We start from the raw sequence: 16428 nt of genomic DNA, 5'->3' as shown, positions 1-16428 counted from the left end.
GGCCATCCGGGCCGGTTCAGGTACTGCGGGACCGGCGCCGCGTAGGGGCCGGTGTCGCGTACGTGGCCGTAGCGCACCACCCGGCGTGCCGGGTCCGGGGGTTGGGTGATGTCGCCGGTGATCTCGGCCCAACCCGTGGGCTCGACGACGAGGTTGTGGTCGGCGCCCCGCTCGTTCTGGCCGAGAGTGGCGAAGGGTCGGTACAAGCGGCAACCTTTCGCTCGCTCCGCGGCGACTGGGTCACGGCACTGTCTCTCTCCCCGCAGGAGCGCCCATGCCCGAGCACCCGTACACCGAAAGCCACCGCCGCAGGAGCCGAAGAGGACGGCGGGCCCGCGGCCGGGTCCTGATCACCGCCGTCGTCGCGGGCGCGCTCGCCGCCGGTGGGCTCGTCGCCCTGTCGTCCACCTCCTCCGCGGCCGCCGCCACCCGGCAGGCCGAGGCGCTGGACCGGGGTGTGGTCAGCGTGCACACCGGCGCCGGGAACCTGGTCAGCTGGCGCTGGCTGGGCACCGATGACGACGACGTGGCCTTCAACGTCTACCGGGGCGGTACGAAGGTCAACTCCTCGCCGGTCACCGGCTCGACGAACTACTTCCACGCGGGCGCCCCGAACAGCGCCGACTACACCGTGCGCGCGGTGGTCGACGGCAGCGAGCAGGGCGACTCCGTGCACGCGGTGCAGTTCCGCGCCGGCTACAAGGACGTGCCGATCACACCGCCCGCCGGGGGCACGACGCCGGACGGCGTGGCGTACACCTACGAGGCGAACGACGCGTCCGTCGGCGATCTCGACGGGGACGGCGCCCTGGACTTCGTCCTGAAGTGGCAGCCCACCAACGCCAAGGACAACTCCCAGTCCGGCTACACCGGCAACACGGTCATCGACGGCGTCAAGCTGGACGGCACCCGGCTGTGGCGGATCGACCTGGGCAGGAACATCCGCTCGGGCGCGCACTACACGCAGTTCCAGGTGTACGACTACGACGGCGACGGCAGGGCCGAGCTCGCCACCAAGACGGCGGACGGCACCAAGGACGGCGCGGGCACGGTGATCGGCAGCGCGTCCGCCGACCACCGCAACTCCAGCGGCTACGTCCTGGCCGGGCCCGAGTACCTGACCATGTTCGACGGCCGCTCCGGTGCCGCGATGGACACGGTCGACTACGTCCCGGCGCGCGGCAGTGTCGCGGGCTGGGGCGACAGTTACGGCAACCGCGTGGACCGCTTCCTCGCCGGTACCGCCTATCTCGACGGCAGCAGGCCGTCGCTGATCATGGCGCGCGGCTACTACACGCGGTCCGTCGTCGCCGCCTGGGACTGGCGGGGCGGCGCCTTCACCCGGCGCTGGACGTTCGACACCAACTCCTCGACGAACACCGGCAAGGGGTACGACGGCCAGGGCAACCACAGCCTGTCGGTCGCGGACGTCGACGACGACGGCAAGGACGAGATCGTGTACGGCGCGATGACCGTCGACGACAACGGCAGCGGCCTGTGGACGACCAAGCTCGGGCACGGCGACGCCGGGCACGTCGGCGACCTCGATCCCTCGCGCACGGGCCTGGAGTACTTCAAGGTGTCCGAGGACAGCTCCAAGCCGGGCTCCTGGATGGCCGACGCCCGCACGGGGCAGCGCCTGTGGACCACGGCGTCCGGCTCGGACAACGGCCGGGGCGTGTCCGCCGACATCTACGCCGGTTCGGCCGGCGCCGAGTCGTGGTCCGCGGCCGACAGCACCCTGCGCTCGCCGTCGGGCGCCTCGGTCGGCCGCGAGCCCTCCAGCATCAACTTCGTGAACTGGTGGGACGGCGACACCACCCGCGAACTCCTGGACGGCACCCGGATCGACAAGTACGGCACGGGCGGCGAGACGCGCCTTGTGACCGGGGCGTCCGTGGCGTCCAACAACGGCACGAAGGCGACCCCCGCCCTGTCCGGCGACATCCTCGGCGACTGGCGCGAGGAGGTCGTGTGGCGCACGGCGGACAACAAGGCGCTGCGGATCTACTCCACTCCGCACGAGACGAGCACGAAGATCACCACGCTGCTCCACGACACCCAGTACCGCACGGCGCTCGCCTGGCAAAATACCGCCTACAACCAGCCGCCGCACCCGAGCTTCTTCATCGGCAACGGCATGGCGAAGGCGCCGCGTCCGACGATTTCCACTCCCTGAGGGGTGCGGGGCCACTTCGCGTACAGCAAGGTCCCGGAGCCCAGTAGTGGCTGACGCAGGCGCCGTTGTGGCTCTTCGGGACCTCGGTCAGCCCTTCGCGGGACCGGGGCCCGAGCTGGCCCGCACCGTCAACTCCGGGGTGAGCAGGGCGACTTCGTCGACGTCCTGTCCGCGCAGCTTGGCGACGACGCGCTCCACGGCCTGGCGCCCCATCTCCTGTGCGGGGATGGCCACGGAGGTGAGGCGGACCGAGGCTTGGGTGGCGACCTGGTCGGGGCAGATGGCGATGACGGAGACGTCCTCCGGGATGGCGCGGCCCTGCTGGCGCAGGAGGCTCAGGAGGGGTTCCACGGCGGACTCGTTCTGCACGACGAAGCCCGTGGTGCCGGGGCGTTCGTCGGAGATCCGGGCCAGGGTCGCGGCCAGCGCGTCGTACGTCCCCTCGCAGGGCCGGTGCAGCACCCGAACGCCCAGCTCCCGGGCCCGCGCGCGCAGCCCGTCCAGGGTCCGCTCGGCGAACCCGGTGTGCCGCTCGTACACGGCGGGCGCCTCGCCGATCACGGCGATCTCCCGGTGGCCGAGCCCGGCGAGGTGCTCGACGCACTGGGCGCCGGTCGCCACGAAGTCGAGGTCGACGCAGGTCAGGCCCGTGGGGTCGGCGGGGAGGCCGATCAGGACGGCGGGCCGGTCGGTCTCGCGGATCAGCGGAAGGCGCTCGTCGTGCAGCTCCACGTCCATCAGGATCATCGCGTCGGCGAGCGCGCTGCCCTCGATGCGGCGGACCACGTCGGGGCCCTCCTCGCCGGTCAGGAGCAGGACGTCGTACCCGTGGGTGCGGGCGGTCGTGGCGACGGCGATGGCTATCTCCATCATCACCGGCACGTACATGTCGGTGCGCAGCGGCACCATCAGCGCGATGATGTTGGACTTGCTGCTGGCCAGGGCGCGTGCTCCGGCGTTCGGGTGGTAGCCCAGCTCGCGGATGGACTGTTCGACGCGGTCCTTGGTGGAGGCGGAGATGGACCGCTTGCCGCTGAGTACGTAGCTCACCGTGCTGGCCGATACTCCGGCGTGGTGGGCGACCTCGGCGAGGGTGACCATTCAGCTCTCCTGGGGAGGTCGTGAGGCGGTGGCGAAGCGCTTCGACTGGGGCCACCTCGACCCTAGAGGGACACCTGTGTACTGTCCATAGGTGTGTCGAAGCGCTTCGACTGACCTGGTCAGTCAGGGGAGTTGAAGTCCCCGTACACAATGCCACGCCCGTTCGTGGACACGTACACCCGCCCGTAGATCCGTGGATCGCCGGTGATGGCCGCGCCGGTCCAGCCCCACTGGTGGGCGTCGTCGTTGAGGCGCACCCAGGTCTTGCCGGCGTTCGTGGAGCGGAAGATGCCGCGCACGCCGTCGATCTTCGCGCTGGTGTAGAGCGTCTGGTGGCGGGAGCCGGGAGCGGCCTTGCCGAAGCCGATCGTGTCGGCCTCCTGGACGCCCTGGACGCGGGTGAAGCTCGCGCCGGAGTCCGTCGAGTGCCACAGGCCGTACGTCCCGCCGGCCTTTCCGCCCGCGAGCCAGATGTCTCCCGCCTTGCCCGGTACGGCCTTGAAGCGCACCGGGCCCTCGGCGGGGAGCCCGCCCGCCGCCTTCGCCGTGAAGGTCGCCCCGCCGTCCTTACTGAAGTAGAACGTCCCGGACTTGAAGCCGTAGAACGTCTTCGGGTGGGCCCGGTCGGACTCGACGACCGCGCCCTGCGGGATGCCGGTGGACGCCGTCCACGAGGCACCCCGGTCGCCGCTGGTGTGCACGCCCGTGCCGTCCGGGCTCCACACGAAGCGGCTGCCGTCGGCGGACGCGGCGACCGTGCCGCCGCCGGAGACCCCCGAAGGCTCCTTGCCCGCAGCCCAGTTGGCGCCGTTGTCACTGGAGAAGGCGATGCGCGGCCCGCTGTCGAGCTGGCCGACGCGCACCACCGTGTCCGGGCGGGACTCGGCGTAGTCGAGGCTGGTCGTGGAGGTGAAGTTGGGCCCGGTGTACATCAGCGGCGGCACCTTGGTGACGTCCGTGTGGCGGAAGCCTCCGATGTCGCCGAGCGCGCTGAGCAGGGGCGCACCGGAGGGCGGCGCCGCGATGTCGTTGACGGCCGTCTCCTCCAGCCCCTTCACCATCGGGGTGATGGTGAACTTGCCGCCGCTGTCCCACTGCTGGAGGTTCCTGGTGCCGTAGACGGTGGCTCCGGTGCCATACATCATGCGATCGGAGTCGAAGGGGTCGATCTCCAGGGCCTCGGTCATCCAGCCCAGCTTCGGGCTCTGTTCGGGCGGCGACGGGTTCGCGCCCCACGACAGCCACGGCACGGAGGAGATGTCCATGGTGTAGCGGTTGGTGCGCTCGGGGTAGGCCCCGTAGCTCCAGGCGCCGGTCCAGCTTCCGCCGCTGTCGGTGGAGCGGAAGATCTGGGTGTCGGGGAACCAGGAGCTGTAGCCGGTGACCATGACGGTGCCCGGGTGCTGCCGGTCGACGGTCAGTCCGCTGTAGCCGTAGTAGGTGTCGGAGTCGGTGGCGGGGCTGATGTTCTTCCACGCGCCGGTGCCCGTCGCGTACCGCCACACCTGGCCCTTGCCGCCGTCGTAGGGGCCGCCCTTGTCGCTGTAGGCGAGATAGAGGTAGCCGTTCTCCGCGTCGAGCACGCCCTTGTGGGCGAGGTAGCCGGTGGGCTGGTCCGCGATGCGTGACCAGGTGGCGCCCGCGTCGGTCGAGCGGTAGACGGCGTTCTCCTTGTCGGCGACGCCCACGTAGACGGTCTTGGTGGGCGATCCCGAGGTGCCCGTCGACTCGTCGAACGTGACCCAGGCGATGCCCTGGTTGTCGGAGGCGTAGCCGGTGGAGTCCCCCGGGTCCTGCCGGTAGTTCCCGGGGTTGGGGAAGGCGGCCACCTCCGACCAGGTGGCGCCGGAGTCGGTGGAGCGCCACAGGCCGTGGCCGCTGGGCGCCCCGAGGTACAGCACGCGGTTGTCGTGCGGGTCGACGGCGAGGCGTTCGCCCATGCCGCGGCCCGGCATGTTGCCGCCGAGCTTGAAGGGCAGGTCGGCCTTCTTCCACGTCTCGCCCCGGTCGGCCGAGCGCAGGACGGCGCCCTTGCCCGGGTCCCAGTCGTTGGTGTACGTCCCCACCGCGGCGTACACCTTGTCCGGTTCGGCGGTGTCGGATGCGATGCTGACGACGCCGGTGTGGCCCCAGTCGTCCCAGCCCACCGAGTCGAGCAGCGGGGTCCAGCTCCGGGACGACTCCTGCCAGCGGTAGGCGCCGCCGATGTCGGTGCGGGCGTACGCGAGGTCCTTCTCGGCGCGGTTGAAGACGATGCCGGGCACGAAGCCGCCGCCGTCGATGCGGACGTTCTTCCAGGTGTACGCGGCGGCCTTCTGCCGGGTGTCGTCGGCCCCGGAGGAGGGTGCGGCCACCAGCAGCAGCCCGGGGATGAGGCAGAGGGCGCCGAGCAGCTTCCCGCCGCGCTTCGTGCGGCCGCTCACTCGGACCCCGTCCCCGGTTCGAGGAGCTCGGCGTACGCGCCCATGGCGAGCGCGATGTCGGCCTGCGCCCAGAAGCGGTGGTAGGTGAACTGCGGCGCCGCTCCCCCGGCGAGATACGCCTCGACCCTCGGCCAGTCGGGGTCGTCGCGGTAGAAGGAGCGGATGGAGGTGAAGTCGGAGCCGGAGTCGACGGTGTCTCCGTTGGGCATGGTGCCGCTCCAGCCGCCCGGGACGTACACGTCGTCGTCGAAGCGGTTGTAGTCGGCGCGGGTCTCGGGCACGGCGATGCCCAGCGGGTCCCGGTGGTGCTGCCACATGCCGTCCAGGAGCGCCTTGGCCGTGGTGGCGGCCGCGGTGTGGCCGGTGGCGGCCGCGTAGTACGTGAGGGTCTTGGCGTAGGCGGCGGCCACGCCCACGTCGTTGGTGCGGTCGACGACCGAGACGTGCAGTCCGGTGTTGGCGCCGGGGCTCGACGGGTTCCAGGTGTCGGGGGCCCCGGACCACTTCAGGGTCGAGGGAAAGGTGTAGGTGCCGTCGGCGGCGATCTTCGTCTCGGAGAGCGCCCACGTCACCCACTTGTCCATGACCGTCTTGGCGGCGGGGTCGTCGGTCTCGTGGAGGTACTCGGCGACCCGCTCCATCGACCAGGCCTGGAAGCCGAACCACTGGTTGGAGGGCGGGTCGTGGTAGACGGGCTTCTCGTCGTAGGCCATGCCGTAGAAGGTGGGGGTGCCGGCCGGGGGCTTCGCGTAACGCCCCTGCCAGCTGTTGGTGGCGCCGCCCGCGATGGCGCCCTCGGCGGACTGCAGCCAGCGGTAGAACTCGATCTGCCGGGTCAGGCTCTTGGTCCAGTCCGCCTTGCCCGAGGCCGACTTGGGGGCGAGCGGGGCGTAGGAGCTGAGGGCGAAGGCGGCCAGGGGGTTCTGGTAGCCGCCGTGGCTGTGGCTGGAGCCGATGCGCCAGGCCCAGCCCGCGGAGGTGTCGGTGGCGCCGCCCCAGGCGTAGTACCAGGACAGCAGGTAGTGCGAGCTGTTCTTGCCGCTGCCGGGGGCGCAGCCGGACGGGTCGGTGCAGTCGCCGATGGTCTTGAAGTACTTGTCGAACAGGGCGTAGCGCAGGTAGTCGCCCATCTTGGCCGCCTTGGCGACCGTCGCCGCGACGTCGGCCTGCTTGCCCTGGGCGGAGGCCCAGACGTGGGCCCAGTAGGCGGCCTGCACGGCGCGGGCGTCGGCGTCGGGGGCGTTGGTGTACTTCCACTGCTTGGCGTACGAGGCGTCGCCGGTGAACAGGTCGAGGTAGCCGTTCGGGCCGCCGTGCTCGAACTCGTCGCGGGTGGGGTGCGGGACGGTCTCCCAGACCGACTCCTGGGAGCCGCGCTGGAAGGTGTTGATATAGACGGGGCCCGCGGCGTCGCCGCCGTAGCCGTAGACGTTGTCGACGTCCTGGAGCCAGTGCATGCCGTAGATGTCGTCGGTGCCGTAGGCGCTCTTCAGCTCGGCGGCGATCGGGTCGGCGCCGGCCTGGACCGCGGGGTCGAGGCGGGCGGGGTACTGCGCGGGCGTGTCGTGTTCGGGGACGTACGTGGCTGGTTTCGCCGCATTGTAGAAACTGTTCGTCGGCTGGTCGGCATGGGTGGGGATCATGAATTTCTCCATGGTTTCCCAGGCAGCGTTGAAACGTGTCCAGTCGCCGCTGACCTTGCCGTACATCGCTTGCAGCCAGAGCAGATAGCTGTATGCCTCGGATGTCGTCTCGTGCCCGTGGTCGGGGGCTTCGACAATGAGGGTTTCGACGGAGTGGTACGGAATACCCTCCGGCGAGAAATAGCCGTTCGCGGAATCGGTGATCTTCGCGTAGAGGTCGAGGAAGCGCTGCTCGTACTCGGTGGCCGCCGGGGCGGCATGAGCGGTGTGACCTGCGGGGTTGAGGGCCACGATGACGGGGGCCAGGGCGGCTCCGGCGCCGAGCGCGAGCAGGTTGCGGCGGCTGATTTCCGGTCTGGGGTGCGGTCCTGAGCGGGGAGGGCGGGGGGAATCGGGGAATGCGGCCATGCGGGGGTGTCTCCTGACGGCTCGATGGGGGGCGAGCTCCGCTTGGGGAGCGTGGGGAACCAGTGGGAGCGCTCCCAAAATTCAGCTGGACGGGCCCGATGTCAAGAGCCAGCACACGAAAGGGAGTTGTCGAATGAATTCGACAGCGGAGATCCCGGGGAATCCGAGAAGCCCGCCAACCTTTCTGTTCTCGGCGGCGACTTCCTGCTAGCTTCCACGGACCAGTGGGAGCGATTCCGGGTTCGATCCGAGGAGCCGCTCATCCCCCGTCCCCCCTCACGTCTGTTCCGCATCCTGGCCGTGTCCGATGCCGACCGCGGGCGCGCCCGCGGTCGGCGTCGATACGGGCTGACCGGCACCGGCCCCAGGCGGCAACCTTTCCGTGGGCGAGCGGCGACTACGCGTCGCACCGCCCCCGTCCGACGCCCTCCGGGACGGAGAGCGTCGGACGGGGACATCCGCAGTCCCCCACCACCCGAGGAGACCGGAGTGAGCCGCACCCCCAGCCGCACCCCCAGCCCCACCTCCCGCACCTTCCGGCGCAGAGCCCTCGTCGCGCTGCCCGCCGCCGCCCTGCTCGCCCTCATCCCGAGCAGCGCCACCGCCTACCCCAACCCCGGCCAGGTCACCGGCGACATCGTCGTGCACGACCCGACCCTGGCCCGCACCTCGTCGGGCAAGTACCTGCTCTACTCGACCGGCGACGGCCTGCAGCTGCGTACCTCCACCGACCGCGTCGCCTTCGGCCGCAACGGCTCCGCCTTCCCCACCCGGCCGGGCTGGTGGAGCAACTACAACTCCACCGGGGACGTCTGGGCGCCCGACATCTCGTACCACGGCGGCAAGTACCTGATGTACTACTCCGTCTCCTCGTTCGGCTCGAACAAGTCGGCCATCGGCCTCGCCGCGTCCACCACGGGCGAGCCCGGCTCCTGGACCGACTACGGCGCCGTGTACACCTCGACCACCTCCAGCGACTACAACGCCATCGACCCGAACCTCTTCGTCGACGACGACGGCAAGTGGTGGCTGTCCTTCGGCTCCTGGTGGACCGGCATCAAGATGATCCGGGTCGACCCAGCCACCGGCAAGCAGTACGCGGGCGACACCGCCCGGCGGTCCCTCGCATCGCGCCCCACCGGCACCAAGGCCGTCGAAGCGCCCTACATCGTCAAACGGGGCGGCTACTACTACCTGTTCGCCTCGTACGACACGTGCTGCGCCGGCACCAACTCCACCTACAAGATCAAGGTAGGCCGCTCCTCCAGCGTCACCGGGCCCTACGTCGACAAGAACGGCGTCGGCATGATGAACAACGGCGGCACTCCGGTCCAGGAGACCCACGGCCGCTACATAGGCCCCGGCGGCCAGTCGATCCTGAAGGACACCGACGGCGACCTGCTCGTCTACCACTACTACGACGGCCAGGACAACGGCACCCCCAAGCTCGGCGTCAACCTCCTGAACTGGAGCTCCGGATGGCCCGTCGCCTACTGACCCTGCTGGCGGCCCTGTTCCTGGGCATCGCGGTGGCGCAGTCCGCGCCCGCCGCCGAGGGCCGCCCGTACACCAACCCGGTCAAGGCCCAGAAGGGAGCCGACCCCTGGATCTCCTACCACGCGGGCAACTACTACCTGGTGACGACGAGTTGGACCCACGTCATCACGATGCGCAAGTCGCCCACCCTGGCCGGGCTCGCCACCGCGCCCAGCGTGCAGGTGTGGGACGGCAAGACGGACAGCGCCGCGCGCTGCTGCAACATCTGGGCGCCGGAGCTGCACTTCTCCGGCGGCCGCTGGTACCTCTACTACACGGCGGGCCAGGACAGCTCCGAGTTCGGCTCGCAGCGCCTGCACGTCCTGGAGAGCGGTGGCTCCGACCCCCAGGGGCCCTACCACTACAAGAACCGACTGCAGCACTCCTCGCAGAGCGGCTGGCTGATCGACGGCAGTGTCATGACCGTCGGCGGCAAGCTGTACCTGCTGGCCAGCGCCTGGCAGGGCAGCAACCAGAACGTGCTGATCGCGCCCATGTCCAACCCGTACACGGTCAGCGGCGCTTTCACCACCATCGCGTCGCCGACCCATGCCTGGGAGAAGGCGGGCTCGAACGTGAACGAAGGCCCCGAAGTGCTCCAGCGCGGCGGCAGAACGTTCGTGATCTTCTCGGCGAGCGGCTGCATGACCCCCGACTACAAGCTGGGGCAGCTCGAACTCACCGGCTCCGACCCGCTCGCCACCTCCTCCTGGACCAAGAAGTCCACGCCCGTCTTCCAGCGCGACGACGCGGCGGGCGTGTACGGCCCCGGCCACAACGGCTTCTTCAAGTCGCCGGACGGGACCGAGGACTGGATCGTCTACCACGCCAACGACTCCGCGTCCGACGGCTGCGACAACGGCCGTACGACGCGGGCGCAGAAGTTCACCTGGAACGCCGACGGCACCCCGGCCTTCGGCAAACCGGTCGCGCTCGGGACCACCCGGGCGGGACCCGCGGGCGAGAGCGCGGCCACCCCGGCGGCGTACACCCTCACCAATCGCAGCAGCGGGAAGTGCCTTGAGGTGGCGGGGAGTTCGACCGCCGACGGCGCCAACGTCCGGCAGTGGAGCTGCAACGGCGGCAGCAACCAGAAGTGGCGGATCGAGGACCGCGCCGACGACACCAGCCGCCTGGTGAACGTGGCGAGCGGCAAGGTGCTCGACACCGCCGACTGCTCCGCCGCCGACGGCGCCGATCTGCGCCAGTGGTCGTGGCTGGACAACACCTGCCAGAGGTTCCGCCTCGTCACCACCGAAGCGGGCTGGGTGCGTCTGACCAATCAGGCCACCGGCAAGGTCGCCGACGTCGCCGACTGCTCGGCGGCGGACGGAGCAGACGTACGCCAGTGGTCCTGGCTGAATAGCGGCTGCCAGCAGTGGCAGGTGAAGCCGGCCTGACCCTCTGCTCTAGCCCAGCCGGATCACGTTCCATGACAGCGGCTCCAGGACGGCGTGCAACATGCCGTCCTGGAGTGCCGTCCCGCTCACGCCGTGCGGGGTGACGCGCTCGGGCTCCGCGAGGGTGTTGCGGGCGTCCGGGTCGCCGTCGGCGAGGGCGCTGTGCTCGACGACGGTCGTCAACTCAAGGCCGTGAAGGGCGACTTCGAGCGGAAGCGGCTCGCTCTGGCTGCGGTTGACCGCGAAGACGGTGACCGTGCCGTCCTGTGCGCGCACGGCCGTCGCGTGCAGCAGGGGCACCTCGCCGAACTTCTCCGTCGCGTGCGCGGGTGAGTCCACGCGTACGTCGAGGACCTGGCCGCGGCCGTGCCGCGAGGCCTGCGCGAAGGGGAAGAAGGTGGTCTGGCGCCAGGCCGGGCCGCCCGGCTCGGTCAGGATCGGCGCGATGACGTTGACCAGCTGGGCCAGGCACGCGACGGCCACCCGGTCGGCGTGCCGCAGCAGGGCGATCAGGAGCGAGCCGACGACGACCGCGTCGGTGACGGTGTAGTTGTCCTCCAGGAGGCGCGGCGCCTCGGGCCAGTCGCGCAGGCTCTCCTCGACCTCGGGGTGCGGCCGGGACTGGTACCAGACGTTCCATTCGTCGAAGGACAGGTTGATCTTCTTCTTCGACTTCAGGCGGGCGCCCACGTGGTCGCAGGTGGCGACGACGTTGTCGATGAAGGACTCCATGTCGACGGCGGAGGCGAGGAACGAGTCCCGGTCGCCGTCGGTCTCCTCGTAGTAGGCGTGCAGGGAGATGTGGTCGACGAGGTCGTAGGTCTCGGCCAGGACCGTGGCCTCCCACGCGGCGAAGGTCTCCATGGACTGGCCGGAGCTGCCGCAGGCGACCAGCTCGACGTCCGGGTCGATCTGGCGCATCGCGCGGGCGGTCTCGGCGGCCAGGCGACCGTACTCCTCCGCGGTCTTGTGGCCGGTCTGCCAGGGCCCGTCCATCTCGTTGCCCAGGCACCACAAGCGGATGCCGAAGGGGTTCTTGTCCCCGTGCGCGGCGCGCAGGTCGGAAAGGGCGGTGCCCGAGGGGTGGTTGGCGTATTCCTGGAGTTCCAGGGCCTTTTCGACGCCGCGCGTGCCGAGGTTCACCGCCATCATCGGTTCGGCCTGCGGGCCGATCTTGCGCAGGAAGGCGATGTACTCCGAGAGCCCGAAGCGGTTGGTCTCCGTGGAGTGCCAGGCCAGGTCCAGGCGGCGCGGCCGGTCGTCGGCGGGCCCGACGGAGTCCTCCCACTTGTACCCCGAGACGAAGTTCCCGCCGGGGTAGCGCACGGCCGTCACGCCGAGTTCGCGGATCAGGTTGAGCACGTCGGTGCGCAGCCCGTCCTCGTCGGCCGAGGGGTGGCCCGGTTCGTGGATGCCGGTGTAGACGCAGCGACCGAGATGCTCGACGAAGGAGCCGAAGAGCCGGGGGTCGACGTCGCCGACGGCGAAGGCGGGGTCGAGCGTGAAGCGGGCGGAACGGGTCATGATCCCCTCAACTTGGTTCGATATACCGGACGTTGAACGAATTCTCGGACAGACCGTAGGACGGGCACCGCCTGGGGTCAATGGGTTCGACGCGTCCGTGGAGGCGGTGCGTCACGCCTGGGCGTCGGACATCCGCATCAGGCGCCGGACGTTGTGGTGGTGGATCCGGTCGCGTGCGGTGTCCGTGAGGTCGAGCGCGTCGATGACGCGAATCGTCTCGCGGATGTACAGGGGCCCTCCCTCGGGGTCGAAGGGGCAGTCGGTGCCGAACAGGGCGTGGTCCGCACCGAAGAAGTCCAGACCGCACCGGGTGCCGCTGGCCGAGGCCGGATCGCGTTCATGGAGGGGCCACCGGGGATGACCGTCACCCGGCTGCGCAGGGAAGGCTTCCTCACCCGCATGCGCGACGCAGGCCTCGGCAGGAGCGCGCACTGCGTGCCGGGCGGCTTCGACCACGAGGCCGGGCACACCGCGGCCCTGCGGCTCATCGCACGCCGACCGCTGCCCGACGCCGTCCTCGCCGCCAACGACGAGGTCGCCGTTCGGCGCGCTCGGCGCCCTGCGTCAGGCGGGCATCGACGTGCCGGGCGAGATCTCCGTCGCCGGCATCAACGACCTGAGAACCGCCCGGCACGTCGGCCTGACCACGGTGAGCCTCCCGCTGTACGAGATGGGCTCCATGGCCGCCCGCCCCATCATCGAGTCCGCGCCGGGTTCCACCGGCGACGGCGGGGCGACCACCGTCCTCAGCCATCGGCTCGTCCCCCGGGAGACCACCGCCCGGCGCCCGGCGGAGCGGTAGGCCCCCGGAGGGCGAGGGCCCGCTACTGCCCCGCCAGGCCGGTGTGGGCCACCCCGCTGACGATCTGGCGCTGGAAGAAGACGAAGACGACGACCAGCGGCAGGCCCGCCATCAGGCCGCCCGCCATGAGCTGCGCCCATTGGATGCCGTAGGAGTTCATGACGGTCGCGATGCCGTTGGGCATGGTCATCAGGTCGGGGTTGTTGGTCACCATGTAGGGCCACAGGAAGTTGTTCCACGACGCGATGAACGTGAAGATCCCGACGGCCGAGAGCGAGGGCCGGGACAGCGGCAGGACGATGGTGAAGAAGACCCGCCAGCGCCCGGCGCCGTCGATGTAGGCGGCCTCCTCCAGCTCGTGCGGGATCGACTGGAAGAACTTGTAGAGGATGTAGACCATCGCGGCGGGCGCGCACTGCGGCAGGATCATGCCCCAGTAGGTGTCGACCATCCCCATGGACTGGACGGTCGTGAAGAGCGGCACGCCGAGCACGGCGGGCGAGACCATCAGGCCCGCCATCACCAGGCCGAGGAGCGCGTTCTTGCCCCGGAACTCGGTGCGTGCGAAGCCGTAGCCGGCGAGCGCGCTGACGAACAGCACGACGGAGGTGACGCAGACCGAGACGATCACCGAGTTCACGAACCAGTTGGTGATGTTTCCGGTCTCGAAGAGCGCCTTCCACGCCTGGCCCGTCCACACCTCGGGCACCCAGTGGGTGGGCACTTCGACGGCCTCGGTCTCCGACTTGAGGGAGGTGAACAGGGCCCACAGCAGCGGCGTCGTCCACAGGGCGGAGACGGCGACACCGAGCGCGGTGAGCACGATCTGGCTCGGGGTCCACTTCTTGCGGCCGCCTGTGCGGCCGTTCTTCCGTACGACGGGCTTGTTCACGGCGGTGGCGCTCATCGCACGCCCTCCTCACGCTTGCGCAGGAGCCGCATCCGGCCGAGGGCGACGGCCGCGATGAGCACGAAGAAGATGATGGAGATCGCGGAGGCGTAGCCCACGCGGTAGGCGGTGAAGCCCTCTTCGAGGGTGTACTGGACGAAGGTGCGGGTGCTTTCCTCCGGGCCGGGACCGAAGTCCTGCATCACCACGGCCTGGTCGAAGACCTGGAGCGAGGCGAGGATCTGCAGCGTGATCACCAGGCCGGTGATGTTGCGCAGCATCGGCAGGGTGATGTGCACCATCCGCTGCCAGCCGCCCGCGCCGTCCAGTTCGGCGGCCTCGTACAGATGCTTCGGGATGTTCTGCAGGGCCGCGAGGAAGAGCAGGAAACTGAAGCCGACCGTCCACCACAGGGTGGTGATCACGACGGCGAGCAGGGCGGTGGACTTCTGGGTGAGCCAGGGCGTGTCGAGGCCGAAGACGTGGTTGATCATGCCGGTGCCCGGGTTGAACAGCCACTGCCACAGGTTTCCGGCGACCGTCGACGGCAGCAGGAAGGGCGTGAAGAAGCACAGCCGCCACAGCCACTTGGCGCGCTCGATGTGGTGGGCGAGCATCGCCAGGAGGAACGCGAGGACGACGATGCAGGGCACCACGAGCAGGGTGAAGTAGGCGCTGTGGCCCAGGGAGTCCCACAGGAGGGGGCTGTCGAGGGCCTCGCGGTAGTTGTCCAGGCCCACGAAGCGTTCGCCCGTGCCGGAGATGTTGGCGTCGGTGAAGCTCAGCCACAGGCCGCGGCCGATCGGGAACAGCACGAACAGGGCGAACAGCGTCAGGAACGGGGTGACGAACCAGCCGCCATGCTGGAGGCGGCGGGTCAGCCGGTCGCGCAGCGAATCGGTGTCCGCCGCCGGGGCGGTCCGTACGGCGGGCGGTGCGACCGCGGTGTCGACGGCGCTCACGCGGCGGACCCTCCCTCGGTCGCGGACCGGCCTTCCATCGGGTTCTTCATGGCGACCAGCTTTTCGAGTACGTCCTTCATGCGGCGGGCCGTGGCATCGGGCTTGGCGGAGCCGACGTTGGAGGAGGCGATGACGGGTCCGATGCGCTGGGCCAGGAGTCCGGTGGATCCGGCGAACCAGGCGGGCGGCTCGACGGCCATGTGCTCCATGGCCGAGACGTACTCGGACTGCGGCGCGAGTGCCACGTACTTCTTGTCGTCCAGGGTCGGCAGGTAGGCGGGGATGTGGCCGCCGCGCGCCCAGGCCGTGGCGTTCTTGACGACGTACGCGGCCAGTTGGTGCGCGCCCTCGTTGGTGGCGCCGCCTCGCTGGGCCTGGTGGGGCAGGACGAAGCAGTGCGACTCGGTGTGGGTGGCCGGTCTGCCGAAGACGGGTGGCAGCGGGGTCGCGCCGTACTTCAGCTCGGCGCCGCTGAAGACGGGCACCGACCAGTTGCCCTCCCAGGTGAAGGCGGAGCCGTTGACGAAGGACTCGCCGTCGGCGACGCCGATGGCGGTGGAGTAGCCGTCGGTCAGGTGCTGCCGCAGGAACTCCAGGACCTGGGTGGCCTTGTCGGTGTCGAGGGTCACGCCCTGGCCGTCGGCGCTGAGGCAGGTGCCGCCGAGCTGGGTGTAGAAGGAGAGGAAGAACCACCAGGAGAAGTTCGGTTCGTCGGCCTTGATGCCGATGGTGTGGACGTCTCCCTTGACGGCCTTCTTCGCGACCTTGAGCCCCTTGAACCACTCCTCGGGCGAGGTGACCTGCGCCAGGTCGCCGTCCGCGTCGAGCAGTCCGGCCTTCTCGCACACGTCGCGGCGGTAGAAGCAGAGCTGGGCATGGATGTCGAGGGGCAGGCCGTAGAGCTTGCCGTCGACCACGGCGCGCTTCCACAGCACCGGGTCGAAGTCCGCCTCGCGCACCCCGTACTCGGCGAGCAGCCGCACGTCCCAGGGGTCGAGCAGCTGTCCGGGAGCGAAGCCGGGAATGCGGCCCAGGTGCATCACGGCGAGGTCCGGGGCGCGGTTCCCGGAGGCCGCCATGGCGAGCTTGGTGTAGTACGGATTGCCCCACTGGAGGGTCGAGTCCTTGACGTCGACCCGGGGGTTCGCGGCGCGGAAGGCGTCCAGCATCGCGATCATGTTGGCGCCGTCGCCGCCGGAGAACAGATTCCAGTAGCGGACCCGGACGTCCGCGTCCGAAGCGATCGCGGAGGCGCTGCGGTTCGTGGAGGCGAGTCCGAAGCTGCCCGTGACGGCGAGCGCTCCGATTCCGCCGAGCACACCTCGTCGGCTCGGGAGGGGTGGTGACATTGCGGCTCACTTCTGTTCGATATTTCGAATGCTGCTCGCAACTTCGAACGGGACCGTAAGGTCGAACGCGGGGCGCGTCAACGGTTCGAACAGAGCCGGGGGTGAAGTCCCAGGAATTTCCCGGAAGTTGTTCGAGATCACGAACCCCGGGACGCACCTCGGCCACTTCCTGCGCAATGCGTTGACGCACCGCTCCCCGCTACCTAAGTTGC

General features: G+C 69.9%; 11 protein-coding genes and 2 pseudogenes. 5 read left to right on the top strand and 8 right to left on the bottom strand.

The features are described 5' to 3' along the window. Positions 1–274: 274 nt before the first annotated feature. The gene (locus tag ACZ6ZP_RS12465; protein WP_469406680.1) at positions 275–2179 is read left to right on the top strand and encodes a rhamnogalacturonan lyase; all 1905 of its coding nucleotides are present in this window, start codon (positions 275–277) and stop codon (positions 2177–2179) included. 87 nt (positions 2180–2266) lie between these two features. Here the strand turns inward: ACZ6ZP_RS12465 and ACZ6ZP_RS12460 are convergent, their stop codons facing one another. The 3 genes and pseudogenes from ACZ6ZP_RS12460 to ACZ6ZP_RS12450 form a co-directional block, all read right to left on the bottom strand. Further along, the gene (locus ACZ6ZP_RS12460; RefSeq protein ID WP_399981450.1) at positions 2267–3280 is read right to left on the bottom strand and encodes a LacI family DNA-binding transcriptional regulator; all 1014 of its coding nucleotides are present in this window, start codon (positions 3278–3280) and stop codon (positions 2267–2269) included. A 119-nt stretch (positions 3281–3399) separates the two neighbouring features. Next, positions 3400–5703: a xyloglucanase gene (locus ACZ6ZP_RS12455; RefSeq protein WP_469406679.1), complete on the bottom strand. Its 2304-nt coding sequence runs from the start codon at positions 5701–5703 to the stop codon at positions 3400–3402. Next, positions 5700–7583, bottom strand: a pseudogene (locus ACZ6ZP_RS12450) (glycoside hydrolase family 48 protein); the annotation flags it as partial. The gene ACZ6ZP_RS12455 and the pseudogene ACZ6ZP_RS12450, both read right to left, overlap by 4 nt. Positions 7584–8243: 660 nt before the next feature. On the opposite strand from ACZ6ZP_RS12450, the gene ACZ6ZP_RS12445 reads away from it, so the two are divergent. Beyond that, entirely contained in the window at positions 8244–9251 is a 1008-nt protein-coding gene (locus ACZ6ZP_RS12445; RefSeq protein ID WP_469406678.1) for an arabinan endo-1,5-alpha-L-arabinosidase, read from the top strand. Next, entirely contained in the window at positions 9233–10690 is a 1458-nt protein-coding gene (locus ACZ6ZP_RS12440) for a family 43 glycosylhydrolase (protein ID WP_469406676.1), read from the top strand. The genes ACZ6ZP_RS12445 and ACZ6ZP_RS12440 overlap by 19 nt, the downstream gene beginning before the upstream one ends. Before the next feature lie 9 nt (positions 10691–10699). Here the strand turns inward: ACZ6ZP_RS12440 and arfA are convergent, their stop codons facing one another. Beyond that, the gene (arfA, locus tag ACZ6ZP_RS12435; protein WP_469406674.1) at positions 10700–12214 is read right to left on the bottom strand and encodes an arabinosylfuranosidase ArfA; all 1515 of its coding nucleotides are present in this window, start codon (positions 12212–12214) and stop codon (positions 10700–10702) included. Between the two features lie 111 nt (positions 12215–12325). Then, positions 12326–12514, bottom strand: a complete 189-nt coding sequence (locus tag ACZ6ZP_RS12430; protein WP_469407239.1) for an amidohydrolase family protein — start codon at positions 12512–12514, stop codon at positions 12326–12328. Positions 12515–12553: 39 nt separating this feature from the next. On the opposite strand from ACZ6ZP_RS12430, the pseudogene ACZ6ZP_RS12425 reads away from it, so the two are divergent. Continuing rightward, a pseudogene (locus tag ACZ6ZP_RS12425) lies at positions 12554–12697 on the top strand (LacI family DNA-binding transcriptional regulator); the annotation flags it as partial. 97 nt (positions 12698–12794) lie between these two features. Further along, entirely contained in the window at positions 12795–13016 is a 222-nt protein-coding gene (locus tag ACZ6ZP_RS12420; RefSeq protein ID WP_383816289.1) for a substrate-binding domain-containing protein, read from the top strand. Positions 13017–13038: 22 nt separating this feature from the next. Here ACZ6ZP_RS12420 and ACZ6ZP_RS12415 read toward each other — a convergent pair whose 3' ends face one another. From ACZ6ZP_RS12415 to ACZ6ZP_RS12405, 3 genes are read right to left on the bottom strand one after another with little or no spacing between them, the layout of a single operon-like run. Next, positions 13039–13923 carry a carbohydrate ABC transporter permease gene (locus ACZ6ZP_RS12415; protein ID WP_469406673.1) on the bottom strand — a complete coding sequence of 295 codons (885 nt, stop codon included), beginning with the start codon at positions 13921–13923 and terminating at the stop codon, positions 13039–13041. After that, a complete protein-coding gene (locus ACZ6ZP_RS12410) occupies positions 13920–14867 on the bottom strand; it encodes a carbohydrate ABC transporter permease (protein WP_469406671.1) in 948 nt (315 codons plus the stop codon). Before ACZ6ZP_RS12410 ends, ACZ6ZP_RS12415 begins: the two co-directional genes overlap by 4 nt. Then, on the bottom strand, positions 14864–16216 hold the full coding sequence (locus tag ACZ6ZP_RS12405; protein WP_383816283.1) for an extracellular solute-binding protein: 1353 nt from the start codon (positions 16214–16216) through the stop codon (positions 14864–14866). Before ACZ6ZP_RS12405 ends, ACZ6ZP_RS12410 begins: the two co-directional genes overlap by 4 nt. Between the last annotated feature and the right edge of the window lie 212 nt (positions 16217–16428).

This window comes from Streptomyces sp. NPDC054047, from assembly GCF_055585065.1.
The sequence above is the reverse complement of the archived record's forward strand: the minus strand, read 5'-3'. Positions and strand labels throughout refer to the sequence as shown.